This window comes from Actinomadura luteofluorescens, from assembly GCF_013409365.1.
GTDB lineage: Bacteria > Actinomycetota > Actinomycetes > Streptosporangiales > Streptosporangiaceae > Spirillospora > Spirillospora luteofluorescens.
In genome coordinates, this window is the sequence record NZ_JACCBA010000001.1 from 2032426 (window position 1) to 2047747 (window position 15322).

At 73.1% G+C, this 15322-nt stretch carries 14 protein-coding genes; 2 read left to right on the forward strand and 12 right to left on the reverse strand.

Features of this window, described 5'->3' with window-relative positions; all coding sequences use genetic code 11:
* Positions 1-30: 30 nt before the first annotated feature.
* From BJY14_RS09245 to rimP, 12 genes are all read right to left on the reverse strand, one after another.
* Positions 31-2367, reverse strand: coding sequence for a polyribonucleotide nucleotidyltransferase (locus BJY14_RS09245; protein ID WP_179849262.1), 2337 nt, complete (start codon positions 2365-2367; stop codon positions 31-33).
* Between the two features lie 270 nt (positions 2368-2637).
* The gene (rpsO, locus tag BJY14_RS09250; RefSeq protein WP_021599383.1) at positions 2638-2907 is read right to left on the reverse strand and encodes a 30S ribosomal protein S15; all 270 of its coding nucleotides are present in this window, start codon (positions 2905-2907) and stop codon (positions 2638-2640) included.
* 191 nt (positions 2908-3098) lie between these two features.
* Positions 3099-4040 (reverse strand): bifunctional riboflavin kinase/FAD synthetase, encoded by a 942-nt coding sequence (locus tag BJY14_RS09255; protein WP_179843228.1) that lies wholly within the window; start codon positions 4038-4040, stop codon positions 3099-3101.
* A 136-nt stretch (positions 4041-4176) separates the two neighbouring features.
* Complete coding sequence (trhA, locus tag BJY14_RS09260; RefSeq protein ID WP_308206455.1) at positions 4177-4845, reverse strand: PAQR family membrane homeostasis protein TrhA; 669 nt, start codon at positions 4843-4845, stop codon at positions 4177-4179.
* A gap of 126 nt (positions 4846-4971) precedes the next feature.
* Positions 4972-5841, reverse strand: coding sequence for a tRNA pseudouridine(55) synthase TruB (truB, locus tag BJY14_RS09265; RefSeq protein ID WP_179843229.1), 870 nt, complete (start codon positions 5839-5841; stop codon positions 4972-4974).
* 103 nt (positions 5842-5944) lie between these two features.
* Positions 5945-7195 carry a DHH family phosphoesterase gene (locus tag BJY14_RS09270; protein ID WP_312879086.1) on the reverse strand — a complete coding sequence of 417 codons (1251 nt, stop codon included), beginning with the start codon at positions 7193-7195 and terminating at the stop codon, positions 5945-5947.
* Positions 7192-7710, reverse strand: a complete 519-nt coding sequence (gene rbfA / locus BJY14_RS09275) for a 30S ribosome-binding factor RbfA (RefSeq protein ID WP_179843230.1) — start codon at positions 7708-7710, stop codon at positions 7192-7194. The genes BJY14_RS09270 and rbfA overlap by 4 nt, the downstream gene beginning before the upstream one ends.
* 82 nt (positions 7711-7792) lie before the next feature.
* A complete protein-coding gene (locus BJY14_RS09280; protein WP_376770038.1) occupies positions 7793-8089 on the reverse strand; it encodes a DUF503 domain-containing protein in 297 nt (98 codons plus the stop codon).
* 229 nt (positions 8090-8318) lie between these two features.
* Entirely contained in the window at positions 8319-11426 is a 3108-nt protein-coding gene (gene infB, locus BJY14_RS09285; protein ID WP_179843232.1) for a translation initiation factor IF-2, read from the reverse strand.
* Positions 11427-11534: 108 nt separating this feature from the next.
* Positions 11535-11876: a YlxR family protein gene (locus tag BJY14_RS09290; protein WP_312879089.1), complete on the reverse strand. Its 342-nt coding sequence runs from the start codon at positions 11874-11876 to the stop codon at positions 11535-11537.
* Entirely contained in the window at positions 11842-12891 is a 1050-nt protein-coding gene (gene nusA, locus BJY14_RS09295) for a transcription termination factor NusA (RefSeq protein ID WP_179843234.1), read from the reverse strand. The genes BJY14_RS09290 and nusA overlap by 35 nt, the downstream gene beginning before the upstream one ends.
* A gap of 25 nt (positions 12892-12916) precedes the next feature.
* Entirely contained in the window at positions 12917-13639 is a 723-nt protein-coding gene (gene rimP, locus BJY14_RS09300) for a ribosome maturation factor RimP (protein WP_179843235.1), read from the reverse strand.
* Positions 13640-13906: 267 nt separating this feature from the next.
* Between rimP and BJY14_RS45010 the strand changes: the two genes are divergently transcribed.
* Both BJY14_RS45010 and BJY14_RS09310 read left to right on the forward strand, forming a co-directional pair.
* Positions 13907-14881 (forward strand): ferritin-like domain-containing protein, encoded by a 975-nt coding sequence (locus tag BJY14_RS45010; protein ID WP_246395858.1) that lies wholly within the window; start codon positions 13907-13909, stop codon positions 14879-14881.
* A 79-nt stretch (positions 14882-14960) separates the two neighbouring features.
* Positions 14961-15320, forward strand: coding sequence for a hypothetical protein (locus BJY14_RS09310; protein ID WP_179843236.1), 360 nt, complete (start codon positions 14961-14963; stop codon positions 15318-15320).
* The last annotated feature ends 2 nt before the right edge of the window (positions 15321-15322 follow it).

A 15322-nucleotide genomic window follows, 5' to 3' on the forward strand; every position in this document is an offset into this window, starting at 1 on the left:
GCGGACCCGGCCGGCCGGTCATGGCCTTGATCAGGAGTTGCGCTGGCCGGAGTCGTCCGACCCGCGGCGGGTGCGGCGGCGCCGCGGACCACCGCGCCGGTCGCCGTCGTCGCGGCGCTCGCCGGAGTCACCGTCGGCGTCGCCGGACGCGGACTCGGCCTCGCCGCCGCCGTCCCCCTCGGCCTTCGCGGCGGACTCGCGCTCGACCACCTCGACCGGCACCAGCGACAGCTTGCCGCGCTGGTCGATCTCGGTGACCTCGACCTGGATCTTCTCGCCGACGCCCATGACGTCCTCGACGTTCTCGATCCGGGCGCCGCCGTGCAGCTTGCGGATCTGCGAGACGTGCAGGAGGCCGTCCTTGCCGGGCAGCAGCGACACGAACGCGCCGAACGTCGTGGTCTTGACGACGGTGCCGAGGAACCGCTCGCCGACCTCCGGCATGTGCGGGTTGGCGATCGAGTTGATCGCCTGCCGCGCGGCCTCGGCGGACGGCCCGTCGGTGGCGCCGACGTAGATGGTGCCGTCGTCCTCGATCGTGATGTCGGCGCCGGTGTCGTCCTGGATCGAGTTGATCATCTTGCCCTTGGGGCCGATGACCTCGCCGATCTTGTCGACCGGGACCTTGATCGTGATGATCCGCGGCGCGTTCGGGCTCATCTCGGCGGGCGCCTCGATGGCCTCCTGCATCACGTCCAGGATCGCCAGGCGGGCGCCCTTGGCCTGCTTCAGCGCGGCGGCCAGCACCGAGGCCGGGATGCCGTCGAGCTTGGTGTCCAGCTGCAGGGCCGTGATCAGGTCACGGGTGCCGGCGACCTTGAAGTCCATGTCGCCGAAGGCGTCCTCGGCGCCGAGGATGTCGGTCAGCGTGACGTACTCGTCGCCCTCGTTGATCAGGCCCATCGCGATGCCCGCCACCATCTGCCGGAGCGGGACGCCCGCGTCCAGCAGCGACATGGTGGACGCGCACACCGAGCCCATCGACGTGGAGCCGTTGGAGCCGAGCGCCTCCGACACCTGCCGGATCGCGTACGGGAACTCCTCGCGCGAGGGCAGCACCGGGATCAGGGCGCGCTCGGCGAGGGCGCCGTGGCCGATCTCGCGGCGCTTCGGGGAGCCGACCCGGCCGGTCTCGCCGGTGGAGTACGGCGGGAAGTTGTAGTTGTGCATGTAGCGCTTGGTGCGCTCGGGGTTCAGCGTGTCGATCGTCTGCTCCATGCGGAGCATGTTCAGCGTCGTCACGCCGAGGATCTGCGTCTCGCCGCGCTCGAACAGCGCCGAGCCGTGCACGCGCGGGATGACGTGCGCCTCGGCGGTCAGCTGGCGGATGTCCTTCAGGCCGCGGCCGTCCATGCGCAGCCCGTCGCGGATCACGCGCTCGCGGACCAGCTTCTTGGTGAGGGCGCGGTAGGCGGCGGAGATCTCCTTCTCGCGCCCCTCGAACTGCTCGGCGAGCTTCTCGGCGGCGGCCGCCTTGATCTCGTCGAGCCGGGACTCGCGCTCCTGCTTGCCGGCGATGGTCAGCGCCTGCGCCAGGTCCTGGCCGACGGCGTCGGTGACGGCGGCGAGCACGTCGTCCTGGTAGTCCAGGAAGACGGGGTACTCGGCGGTCTCCTTCGCGGCGACGGCAGCGAGGTCGCTCTGCGCCTTGCACAGCACCTTGATGAAGGGCTTGGCGGCGTCGAGGCCCTCGGCGACGGTCTCCTCGGTCGGCGCGGTCGCGCCCTCGCCGACGAGCTTGATGGTGTCGCGGGTGGACTCCGCCTCCACCATCATGATCGCGACGTCGCCGTCGGGCAGCACCCGGCCGGCCACGACCATGTCGAACGTCGCGCGCTCCAGCTCGGGGTGGGTCGGGAAGCCGACCCACTGGCCGTCGATCAGCGCGACGCGGACGCCGCCGATCGGGCCGGAGAACGGCAGGCCCGCCAGCTGCGTGGACATCGAGGCGGCGTTGATCGCCACGACGTCGTACAGGTGGTCGGGGTGCAGCGCCATGATCGTCTCGACGATCTGGATCTCGTTGCGCAGGCCCTTGGTGAACGACGGCCGCAGCGGCCGGTCGATCAGCCGGCAGGTCAGGATGGCGTCCTCGGACGGACGCCCCTCGCGGCGGAAGAACGAGCCGGGGATGCGCCCGGCGGCGTACATCCGCTCCTCGACGTCCACGGTCAGCGGGAAGAAGTCCAGGTTGTCCTTGGGCTTCTTCGACGCGGTGGTCGCCGACAGCACCATCGTCTCGTCGTCGAGGTAGGCGACGGCGGAGCCGGCCGCCTGCCGGGCCAGCCGGCCGGTCTCGAAGCGGATGGTGCGGGTGCCGAACGTGCCATTGTCGATCACGGCTTCGGTGCTCTGCGCACCGTCGATGCGCACGGCTTCTGTCACGGGAAACCTCCTCATGGGTTCCATGTCGGTCCTCGCGGCCGTTTCCCGTTGGCTGTCACGCTGCCGGTCTTCGATCGAAGCACCCGGATCGAGAGCGCCGCCGATACGGCGGAACGGATCCGGAAGCCACTACCGAGGACCGGCCCGCACCAGCGGTGTCCGCGAGGCTTGTCTGAAATTGGGGCCGGGGCCGGATGGGCCCGCCGACCATAAAAGGAAGGGAGTGGCCCGGCGGACCACTCCCTCACCCTGCTAGCGGCGCAGCCCGAGTCGCTCGATCAGCTGCCGGTAGCGGTTGATGTCCTTGTTCGAGAGGTACTTCAGGAGCCGGCGACGACGGCCGACCAGCAGCAGCAGACCGCGGCGGCTGTGGTGGTCGTGCTTGTGCTCCTTCAGGTGCTCGGTCAGATCGTTGATACGGCGCGTCAGCAGCGCGACCTGGACCTCCGGGGATCCGGTGTCACCCTCAGTGGTCGCGTACTCGGCGATGATCTGGTTCTTAGTGGCGGTGTCGAGCGACACGTGGCTCCTTCGATGGATTCGTCACCCGCAGATCCAGGCCCGGTGGGCGCTCGGGTCCGCATGGTGCGTGTTAAGAGGGTGGCCGCATGAGGGTGCAGCCAGCCGCGCCGGGGCCCTTCCCGGCGACTATTCACCGTACCACGGTGTGTTTACTGCAAGACCGGCCCGAGGGGCTCGCCCGGCGGCGGGGCTCAGGAGGTGATCTCGCGGGCGCGGGCGACGTCTCGGTGCATCTCCTCGATCAGCGCGTCCACGGAGTCGAACTTCAGCGTGTCCCGGATGCGGGCCGTGAAGTCGACGGCCATGTGCTCGCCGTAGAGGTCCAGGTCGTCGCGGTCCAGGGCGTAGGCCTCGACGGTCCGCTCCCCCGCGCCCTCGAAGGTCGGGTTCGTCCCGATGGAGATCGCCGCCGGCCAGCGGAACGCGGGGTAGCGGTCGGAGTCGCAGACCAGCCAGCCGCCGTAGACGCCGTCCGCCGGGATCTCCGTGTGCGGCAGCGTCTCCAGGTTGGCGGTGGGGAACCCGAGCGCGCGGCCCCGCTGGTGGCCGCGCACGACGACGCCCTCGACGCGGTGCGGGCGGCCGAGCGCGTGCGCGGCCGCCTCGACGTCGCCCGCGTCGAGGCGTCCCCTGATGTAGGTGGACGAGATCGTGTCGCCGTCGGCCACCAGCGGCATGCCCTCGGCCGTGAAGTCGTACTTCTCGCCGAGCTCCCGCAGCAGCGCCACGTCGCCCTTGGCCTTGTGCCCGAACCGGAAGTCCTCACCGACGATCACGTGGGCGGCGTGCAGCCGGTCGACCAGCACCGACTGGACGAACTCGTCCGGCGGCACCTTCGACAGCTCCAGCGTGAAGGGCACCACCACGACCGCGTCGGTGCCGAGGCCCTCCAGCAGCTCGACGCGGCGCCTGGTCGTGGCGAGCAGCGGCGGATGCGTGCCGGGCCGGACGACCTCGTCCGGATGCGGGTCGAACGTGATGACCACCGAGCGCAGCCCGCGGCGCCGCGCCTCCTCGGCAGCGGCCCCCACGATCCGCTGGTGGCCGCGGTGCACGCCGTCGAACACCCCGATGGTGATCACCGAACGGCCCCAGTCTGCGGGAACCTCGTCGAGGCCATTCCAGCGCCGCACCATGCTCTCCCTGCGTAGGACGTTCCCGTCGGGTACTTCTTGCCGTCCTCAAGAGTGCCATGCGGGGGCCGGGTTGGTCGCACCCAGGGGGCGTGGTGTGCGGCACCCGCCCCCTGGCGCGGGCCTGCGGACGCCCTCAGCCGGACTGGTAGACGACCAGGGACACCGCGATGTACTGCAGGACGTAGGCCGCCAGCGTGCAGGCGTGGAACACCTCGTGGAACCCGAACCATCTCGGGGACGGGTTGGGGCGGCGCAGCCCGTACACCACTCCCCCGACGCTGTAGCAGATCCCGCCGAGCGCGACCAGGAGGCAGGCGGCCAGGCCCGCTCCGGACAGGAACTGCGGCAGGAACAGCACCGCCACCCAGCCCAGGACGATGTACAGGGTGACGTAGAGGAAGCGGGGAGCGCCGATCCAGGTCGTCCGGAAGACGACCCCGGCGATGGCCCCGGTCCACACGATGGCGAGGACGGCCACGCGCACGCCGCCGTCCAGTGCCAGCACCGCGAACGGCGTGTACGTCCCGGCGATGATCAGATAGATGTTGGCGTGGTCGAAGCGGCGCAGCACCTCGATCAGCCGGTGCGACTGCTGCCGGTGGTACGTCCCCGAGATCCCGAACAGCATCCCCGAGGTCGCCACGTACAGGGCCGACGCCAGCCGCGCCTCCGGGCTCGGGCCCAGCGCCACCAGCACGAGCCCCGCGACGAGCACCGCGGGGAACGCACCGAGGTGCAGCCAGCCCCGCATGCGCGGCCGGGTGGGGGACGCCACCGGGGGATCGTCTTTCACCGTGGTCACGGACACCTCCTCACGAACCTACGCCTAAGTAGGTTACGCGACCGTAGGTTGGCGGCGCACCCGGGGTGCCGGGTGATGCTCGCCACGGACCGCGCCGCCCGCCCGGGTCAGGAGACGAACACCGGGTCAGGAGACGAACACCGCGAGGGACTTGGCGACCGGGCCCCGCTCCTCGACGAGCGCGAGCAGCGTCCCGTCCGGCGCGAAGACGCCCACCGGGCCCGGCCCGAGGCCGACGGCCGGCAGCCGCCCGCCGTGCGCGACCTTGCGAGCGTCGTCGTCGGAGACGTCCCGGCGCGGGAACACCGACGCGACGGCCTCGGCCATCGGCAGGATCTCCAGCTTCTCGCCCAGCCGGTCGAGCGTGCGCGCCATCGACAGGTCGTAGGGCCCGACGCGGGTGCGGCGCAGGGCGGTCAGATGGCCGCCGCAGCCGAGCGAGGCGCCGAGGTCGCGGGCCAGCGCCCGGATGTAGGTCCCCGACGAGCAGGACACCGAGGCGTCCACGTCGATCAGGCCGCCGTGCCGCCGGACGTCCAGGACCGCGAACTCGTCCACGGTCACCGGGCGGGCGGCCAGCTCCACGTCCTCGCCCTTGCGGGCCATCTTGTAGGCCCGCTCCCCGTTCACCTTGATGGCACTGACCTGCGGCGGGACCTGCTGGATCGTCCCGGTCAGCTCCGCGACGCCGGCCCGCAGCGCCTCCTCGGTGACGGCCTCGGCGGACGCGGTCGCGATGGTCTCGCCCTCGGCGTCGTCGGTGTTGGTCGACTCGCCCAGCCGGATCGTGGCGTCGTAGCCCTTGCGGGTCAGCGCGAGGTGCCCGAGCAGGCGGGTGGCCTTGCCGATCCCGAGGACGAGCACGCCCGTCGCCATCGGGTCCAGGGTGCCCGCGTGCCCGACCTTCCGGGTCTTCGCCAGCCGCCGCATCCTCCCCACGACGTCGTGCGACGTCCAGCCGGCGGGCTTGTCCACGATGACGAGTCCCGATTCCATGCTCTTGCTTCACCTCGAAGACGGCGGGCGGACGGAAGACGGCGATTCTAGCCGTCCCTCCGCCACGGCGCGGTTCGGCCGGCGGCGCCCCGGCGGCCGTTCGTCAGTGGTCGGAGGGCAGCAGGGCGCGCAGCCGGTCGAGCGCCTCGTCGACCGGCCCACCCCAGACGAAGCCCGCCATCTCCCGGTGACCGCCGCCGTCCAGCGCCGCGCACACCCTGCTCAGGTCGATGTGGCCCTTGGACCGGGCGGAGAAGTACCAGCGGCCGTCGTCGGTCTCCTTGCACACGACGGCGACCTCCGCCTCGTCGGTCCGGCGCAGCTGGTCGATGATGCCTTCGAGCTGGTCGTACGGCAGGCCGCGCCGGTCCTCGCGGGCGATCGCCGTCCAGACCAGGCCGCGGCCGCCGGCGGCGTCGCGCTCCAGCCGGGCCCGCGCCAGCGCCCCGGCGAGGACCTGCAGGTAGTCGAACGGAGCCCGGTCCCACAGCTCCCGGCTGACCGTCTCCGGCCGGACGCCCGCCGTCAGCAGCCGTCCCGCCAGGTCGTGCACCTCGGGAGTGGTGGAGGGGTACTTGAACGAGCCGGTGTCGCTGGCGAGCCCCGCGTACAGGCCCTGCGCGATGTCGCGGTCGAGCGGCACGCCGAGCCTGCGGATCAGCTCCTCGACCAGCACCGCCGTGGCGGCGGCGTCCGGGTCGACCAGCCGCACGCCGCCGAACCCGGTGTTGGAGGCGTGGTGGTCGATGACGATCAGGACGCCGGCCCGGTCGGCGGCGCCGGCGAGCGAGCCGAGCCGCGCCCGGCCCGCCGCGTCCAGCGAGATCATCAGCTCCGGGGCGCGCGGCATCCGGGCCGGCTCGACCAGCATCTCCTGGCCCGGCAGGAACCGCAGGATCGCCGGGACACCGAAGGGCTCCCCGAACGAGGCCAGGCAGCGCTTGCCGCACGCGCGCAGCGCCTGCGCGAGCGCCAGCATCGAGCCGAGCGCGTCGCCGTCGGGGACCACGTGGCAGGCGAGGCAGATCTCGCGGGCCCCGCGGATCAGTTCGACCGCGCGGTCCCAGTCGAGCTCGGCGTGCGCGCCGCCGGACCCCTCCGGCAACTCCGGCCGGGACGGTGGTGGACCGAACCCGGACGGTGGACCGAGCCCGGACGGGACGCCCGCCTCGAACGGACCGCCGGGCTTGGACTCAGGCGGCACGCCGGACGCCGACATCGCGCCGGCCTCGGCGTGCCCATCGGATCTGGGCGGTGGTCCCGGCTCGGAGAGGGCGCCCCGTCCGGACGGTGCGCCCGGCCCGCAGGGTGCGCCCGTCTCGGCGCGGATCGCGGTCTCGGCCGGGCCGTTCACGACGACGGGCGTCCGGAGCGGCCGTCCTCACCGTCCCCCGCGGCGTCGTGCGCGTCGAGGCCGTCCTCGTCGAGATCGTCGTCCTCGTCCTCGCCGGAGTCGGGCTCGCGGTAGGGGTTGGCGTCCCCCGCGGGGGAGGCGCCCTGCGCGGCCCTCGCCACCTCGGCGTCCTTGGCGCGGGCCTGGGCCAGCAGGTCGTCGATGTGCGCCGCGTTCTCCATCAGGGAGTCCATCACGAAGGTGATGCTGGGCGTGTGGCGGACGCCCGTCTTCCGGCCCACCTCCGACCGGATGACGCCCTTGGCGCTCTCCAGCGCGGCGGCCGTCTCGGCGCGCTCGCCGTCCGACCCGTACACCGTGTAGTACACGGTGGCGTCGCGCAGGTCGTTGGTGATGCGGGTGTCCGTCACGGTCACGAAGCCGAGCCGCGGATCCTTGATCCGCCTCTCCAGCATCTCGGCGACGATCTGCTGGATGCGGTCGGCGAGCTTGCGCGCCCGAGCTGCGTCCACCATGATCGCACTCCCTTTCTATGGTCTGAGCGGGAAGGTCGGTTCCCGCTCCTTCATTGTGGGGCGGCGCCCGCCCGCGCGCCCGTCAGTCCTCGCCGCTGAACAGACGCTGCCGGGCGGACAGCAGTTCGATCTCCGGCCGTCCGGCCACGAGCCGCTCGCACTGGTCGAGGACCTCCGTGCAGTTGGCCGCCGTGCCCGACACCACCGCCACCCCGATCTCCGCCCTGCGGTGCAGGTCGTGGTCGCCGGTCTCGGCGACGGCCACCGCCGGGAAGCGCTTGTGCACCTCGGCGATGACGGGGCGCAGGACCGACCGCTTCTGCTTCAGCGAGCGGACGTCCCCCAGCAGCAGGTCGAGCGTCAACGCACCCACGTACACCTGGTCGATCACCTCGGAGTCATCAGAGTTGGAACGACGGAGGTCATCCGCCGTGTTCCCAGCCTTCCCGGCGAACCAGAATGAGCTGGACATGACAGACGCCAGGCTAGAAGATCCGCCTGGCGTTCCGTCACCCGATTAACGATCACAGCGTCGGCGTGCCCGGAGGGGCCGCCGGGCCGGCCGCCCGCGCGGCCCCTCGCGGGGCCGCGCGGACCTGCCGTCCGCCTCAGTCGCGGGGCTTCTCCCGCATCTCGAAGCACTCGATGACGTCACCGAGCTTGATGTCGTTGTAACCGACACCGATGCCGCACTCGAAGCCCTCGCGGACCTCGGTCGCGTCGTCCTTGAAGCGGCGCAGCGACGACACCGTGAGGTTGTCGGAGACCACGACGCCGTCGCGGACGAGGCGGGCCTTGGCGTTGCGCTGGATGATCCCCGAGGTGACCATCGAACCGGCGACGTTCCCGATCCGCGGCACCTTGAAGATCTCGCGGACCTCGGCTGTGCCGAGCTGGGCCTCTTCGAACTCCGGCTTGAGCATGCCCTTGAGGGCCGCCTCGATCTCCTCGATCGCCTGGTAGATGATCGAGTAGTACCGGATGTCGACGCCCTCGCGGTCGGCCAGCTCCTGCGCGTTGCGCTCAGGCCGCACGTTGAAGCCGATGATGACCGCGCCCTCGGACGCCAGCGACAGGTTGACGTCGTCCTGCGTGATCGCGCCGACGCCGCGGCGGATGATCCGCAGGTTGACCTCGTCGCCCACGTCGATCTTGAGGAGGGAGTCCTCCAGCGCCTCGACGGAACCGGACACGTCGCCCTTGAGGATGAGCAGCAGCTCCTGCCGCTCGCCCCGCTCCAGGTCCTTGAACAGCTCTTCCAGGGAGCTGCTCTTGCGGCTCTTGAGCAGTTCGGCGTTGCGCTTGCGCGCGACCCGCTTGTCGGCGATCTGCCGGGCGATCCGGTCGTCCTCGACGACCAGGAAGTTGTCGCCCGCGCCGGGCACGGCCGCGAGGCCGAGCACCATCACCGGACGGGACGGGCCCGCCTCCTCGACGCTGTTGCCGTTCTCGTCGAGCATCGCCCGGACGCGGCCGTTGGCCACGCCGCAGACGATCGAGTCGCCGACCCGCAGCGTGCCGCGCTGGACCAGCACGGTCGCCACGGCGCCCCGGCCCTTGTCCAGGTGGGCCTCGATGGCCGAGCCCTGGGCGGGCATGTCGGGGTTGGCCTTCAGGTCGAGCGCGGCGTCGGCGGTCAGGACGATCGCCTCCAGCAGCCCGTCGATGTTGGTCCCCTGCTTGGCGGACACGTCGATGAACTGCGTGTCGCCGCCGAACTCCTCGGCGACCAGGCCGTACTCGGTGAGCTGCGCCCGGACCCGGTTCGGGTCCGCGCCCTCGACGTCGATCTTGTTGACCGCGACGACGATCGGGACCCCGGCCGCGGTGGCGTGGTCGATCGCCTCGGTGGTCTGCGGCTTGACGCCGTCGTCGGCGGCGACCACCAGCACCACCAGGTCGGTGGTGTCGGCACCGCGGGCACGCATGGCGGTGAACGCCTCGTGACCCGGGGTGTCGATGAAGGTGATCTTGCGGTCCTCGCCGTCGACCTCGGTCTCGACCTGGTAGGCGCCGATGTGCTGGGTGATGCCGCCGGCCTCGCCGGCCTGCACGTTGGCGTGCCGGACGGCGTCCAGCAGCTTGGTCTTACCGTGGTCGACGTGGCCCATGACGGTGACCACCGGCGGACGCGACTGGAGGTTCTCCTCGCCGCCCTCGTCCTCGCCGTACTCGATGTCGAAGGACTCGAGCAGCGCGCGGTCCTCGTCCTCGGGGCTGACGACCTGGACGTCGAAGTCCAGCTCGAGCCCGAGCGCCATCAGGTCGTCGGGGTCGACCGACTGGGTGGCCGTGACCATCTTGCCGAGGTGCATCATGATCGCGACGAGCGACGCCGGGTTGGCGCCGATCTTCTCGGCGAAGTCGGTCAGGGTCGCGCCCTGCGCCAGCCGGACGGTCTTGCCGTTGCCGCGCGGAGCCGAGACGCCGCCGGCGGCGGGCGCCTGCATGTTCTCGAACTCCTGGCGGCGCGCCCGCTTCGACTTGCGTCCGCGCGCCGGGCGCCCGCCGGGACGCCCGAAGGCTCCCTGCGTGCCGCCGCGACCGCGACCGCCGCCACCGGGACGGGGACCGAAGCCACCGCCGCCACCGGGACGACCGCCCGCACCCGCGCGGGGGCCGCCGAAGCCGCCACCGCCGCCGGGGCGACCGCCGCCACCGGGACCGCGACCGCCGCCGCCACCACCGGGACCGCGGCCACCACCGCCCGGACCGCGGCCACCGCCGCCGCCTCCACCGGGACCGCCGCGCCCGGGGGCGCCGGCCGGCCGCGAGGACGGCATGTTCATCGGGCTGGGACGCGGGCCGCCCGGCCTGGGCGGCATGCCGCCCGGGTTCGGGCGCGGGCCGCCGGCGCCGGGAGCGCCGCCCGGACGCGGGCCGCCGGGACGCGGACCGCCCGCGGGGCCACCGCCGCCACCCGGGCGGTCGCCGCCCGGACGGGGGCCGGGACGCGGCCCCGGCTTGGGCGCCTGGCCCATGCCGGTGTTGGTCGAGCTGAACGGGTTGTTGCCCGGACGCGGCCCACCGGGGCCACGACCGCCGCCACCACCGCCGCCGCCTTGGCGCGGGGCAGGACGCGGGCCGGGCTTGGGCGAGCGGGGACCCGGCTTCGGGCCGCCGGGCGCGCGGTTGCCCGCCCCGGTACCGGGACCGGCCGCGGGCGGGGCACTCGGCCCCTGTGCCGCGGGCGGGGCGCTCGGGCCCTGTGCCGCGGGCGCGCTCACCGGCGTGCTCGGCGCCGGCGGGACGGGCGGACGCGGCGCCGCCGGCTGCGGGCCGGGCCTGGGCGCGCCGCCCTGGCCGCCAGGTCCACTCTGGCCGGGAACACCCTGGCCGCCGGAGCCGCCAGGACCACCGGAACCACCGGGGCCGCCGGAACCACCGGGGCTCGGACGGGGCGCGGCAGGCCGCGGGCCCGGACGGGGCCCGGGACGCGCGCCGGCGCCCTGAGAATCGGAACCGCCGCCGGACTGACCCGGACGCGGCGGTGCCGACGGTCGCGGACCGGGCTTCTTGGCCGCGGCCCGTCGGTCGCCCTGCTTGGGGGCGGAAGAAGAATTTGAGAAGGCTTCTGTCAGCCTGCGAACGACCGGCGCCTCAATCGTGGAGGACGCCGACCGTACGAACTCGCCCATTTCCTGGAGCTTGGCCATGACGACCTTGCTCTCTACTCCGAACTCCTTGGCGAGTTCGTAAACCCGGACCTTCGCCACTGCACTCCCTACTCGGTCCGGGGGTGCGGCCTCCGGACCGTCGCTAACTTGCCGTACTCATCGCGGCGTGCTCATCGAGCGCTCATAGCAATCTCGACCTGCTTCCGACTAGACGTCGCTTACCATTCGGCCATCCTGCTGCTGCGCGGCTGGGGCCGCAAGTCGCTCCCGCAGCGGACCGGCGTCGAGCGGGCCCGGCAGGCGGAACGCCCGCGGGAACGCCCGACGCCGCTCTGCGAGTGCGAGACACTCCGGATCGGGATGCAGATGCGCACCCCGTCCCGGCAGCCGCCCACGGGGATCGGGGACGATGACGCCCTCGACCACCACCAGGCGCAGCAAGTCGGACTTGACCGTGCGAACCCGGCAACCCACGCACGTGCGAACAGGGGCCGCCCGGCCACGTCCCATGAGTCTACCGCGCCGAGGCGTCGGCGGGGCCTGTCGCATGCTCTCCTGACGCAGAAGATCCGGATTCGCCGGTTCCGGCCTCGTCCGGGGGCGTCTGTACCGGCTCGGTGTCGGACCGGATGTCGATCCGCCAACCGGTGAGCCGGGCGGCGAGCCGGGCGTTCTGCCCCTCCTTGCCGATGGCGAGGGACAGCTGGTAGTCGGGCACGACGACCCGGGCGACCCGGGCGTCGGCGTCGACCACCTCGACACTCGAAACACGCGCCGGGGACAGGGCATTCCCGACGAACTCCGCGGGGTCCTCCGACCAGTCCACGATGTCGATCTTCTCGCCGTGCAGCTCGCCCATCACGTTGCGGACGCGGCTGCCGAGCGGGCCGATGCAGGCCCCCTTGGCGTTCACCCCGGACTTGCGGGAGCGAACCGCGATCTTGGTGCGGTGGCCGGCCTCCCGGGCGATCGCCGCGATCTCCACGGTGCCGTCGGCGATCTCCGGGACCTCCAGCGCGAACAGCTTGCGGACGAGGTTCGGGTGGGTGCGCGACAGCTGCACCGACGGGCCGCGGTGGCCCTTGCGGACCTGCACCACGTAGGCGCGCAGCCGCTCGCCGTGCTCGTAGCGCTCGCCGGGCACCTGCTCCTGCGGCGGCAGGATCGCCTCGATCTTGCCGAGGTCGACCAGCACGCTGCGCGGGTCCTTGCCCTGCTGGATGATGCCGCTGACGATGTCGCCCTCGCGGCCCGCGTACTCGCCGAAGGTCAGCTCGTCCTCCGCGTCGCGCAGGCGCTGGAGGATCACCTGCTTGGCGGTGGTCGCGGCGATGCGGCCGAACCCCGTCGGGGTGTCGTCGTACTCGCCGACGGCGTTGCCCTCGTCGTCGGTCTCGGTCGCCCACACGGTCACGTGGCCGCTCTGCCGGTCCAGGTCGACGCGCGCCTTCGGCGCCGCGCCCTCCGTCCGGTGGTAGGCGATCAATAGGGCGTCTTCGATGGCCTTGACGGCCACGTCGAGCGAGATGTCCTTCTCGCTCTCCAGGCCCCGAAGGGCGGTCATGTCGATGTCCACGAGGTTCCCCCCTCTAGTCCGGCTGCGCCGGAGAACGCGATTCCTCGGCCGGCGACGAAGGCGCGAACTCCACCTGCACCCGGCCGCGCCCCAGCTCGCCCAGGCCGAACCGGCGCCGCACGGTCTCAGGCCCGGTGGTCTTCCCCTTCGGCGAGGACGACCCCCCGGACCCCCCGGCGGAGGACCTGGGCCCGGCGGCCTTGCCGCCACCGGCCCCGGCTCCCTTGCCCCGGCGCTTCTGGACGACCTCGATCTCAACGGCCTCGTCGTCGGCCGCGACCACGCGGCCCTCGATCTGGCCTCCCTCGGTCAGGGGCGCGACGATCAGCCGGCCGACGGCGCGACGCCAATGCCGCGGCTCGGTGAGGGGGCGGTCGACGCCAGGCGAGGTCACCTCCAGCACGTAGGGCGAGGTTCCCATGAGGTCGGATCCGTCGAGCAGCTCGGAGGTCGTCTCGCTCAGCCGGGCGATGTCGTCGAGGCCGATCCCGCCGTCGGCGTCGACGACGACCCTGACCAGCCGGCGGCGACCGGCGGGCCGCACGTCGACCTCCTCCAGGTCGTAGCCCGCCTCGGCCACCGCCGGCGCGAGCAGCCTGCTGAGGGCCGCGGCTGCCTCGTCGCGGCTCGGCCGGGCGGTGTCGCGCGGCGGGCGCGCGGGGCCGCGCGGCGGGGCCGCCTCCTCCTGCCGGCCGCGCCTTCCCTGAGCGCGGCCGCCACGGGACTCGACGCTCATGGGCCCTCCTCCTGTTGTTGTGCACGTGCGATCTGTTCGTTCGCCTGCGATGGCGGGGTCGCCGCTCGTCCGCCGACACCTCAAGACTATCGACAGCCGGGGACCGCGGCGGTCTTTCCGGCGGCTCTCCGGCGCGGCGGATATGGAATGCTTGAGCAGGCCTGATGGGCGCGTCCGCGGACCGCGGCCCCAGCGGGCCGCCGCCACCTCCGCCACCGGGTGAGGAGACTTCCTTTGCCAGAGGCCGCACCACCGCCGGGGCAAGTGATGTCACGCTCGACGCAGGCTCTGTCACGCCGCGCGTTGCTGGGCCGGGCCGCATTGCTGGGCGGCGGCGTGGTGCCGGTGCTGCCGTGGGTCGCCTCCTGCGCCGCGCAGGCCGCCCCGCGCGAGGACGTGCCGACGCTGGTGGGCGCGATCGCCGCCGAGCAGAACCTGATCGCCGTCTACGAGGCCGCGCGGTCGGCGGACACCTCGCGGGCCGGGCGCCTCGATCCCGTGCTCGCCCATCACCGCAGGCATCTGGCCGTGTTGAAGCGGCACTACGTCCCCGGCTCGGGAGACCGGGCGGACGAGGGCGGCGCCATCCCCTCGCCCGCTGCGGCGCAGGTTCCAGCGGGCTCCGCGGGCCTGGCGGCCCTGCGCGACATGGAGGACCGCGCGGCGCGGGGGCGCATGGCCGACGCCGCCAAGGCCGGTCCGGCGCTCGCGCAGCTGCTGGCCAGCATCGGCGCCTGCGAGGCCGGGCACGCCATGACCGTCAAGGGCGGGGCGCCGCCCGTCCGGTCGAGGTCGGACGCCGAGGCCCTGCAGGCCGCGCTGAGCGCCGAGCACGCGGCCGTCTACGGGTACGGGGTGCTCGGGGCCCGCCTGCGGGGCTCGCTCCGGCAGACCGCGAAGGACCTGTGGAACGTGCACCGCGCCCGGCGGGACCAGCTGGTCTCGATCCTGTCGGTCGCGCCGGCCGCCGCGGCGTCCGCCTACCGGCTGCCCGTCCAGGTCACCTCCGCCCGCAGCGCCGCGCAGCTCGCGGCGGCCCTGGAGGACGGCCTCGTGCCCGCCTACGTCGGTCTCGCGGGCGTCTCCTCCCCCGACCTGCGCGCCTTCGCCGCCGACAGCGCGCAGCGGGCCTGCGCGTGGGCGGCGCGCTGGCGGTCCAGGGCGGGCGCGGGGTCGCCGTCGGAGGCGTTCCCGGGGCTGCCGTCCGCGGCGCTGTCCCCCCGTCCCGAACCCGGTGAATGATCTTCAACACGCTGGGAACGAAGCGTCCGATAAGCGACGTTAGTCCCATTGCGGGATGACTTCGGGGGAGGGAGCCCACGTGACCACGAATCCGCAGCCGGGCAGGACGAGCGCCCTCGACGAACTGCGGGCCGTCTACCACGAGCAGCTGACCCGGCTGGCGGCCGAGCGCGACGCCGCGCGGCGCCAGGCGCGCAGGGCGCAGGCGCAGGCGGACGTGGCGCGGGCCGATCTCGCCAGCCTCAAGAGCCGCGTCGGGGAGCTGCTCAACGCCGCCGCGCGGCACCTTCCGGACCTTCCTCCGGTGGAGGGCCCGGACACGCCGGAGCTGCCCGCCGCCCAGGAGGGGCGGGCCCTGCCCGCCCCCGCCGATCCTGATCCGGAGCCGCCGTCCGAAACGGGCGGCACGCCCGGGGACCGCCCGGCCCGAGCGGCCTGACC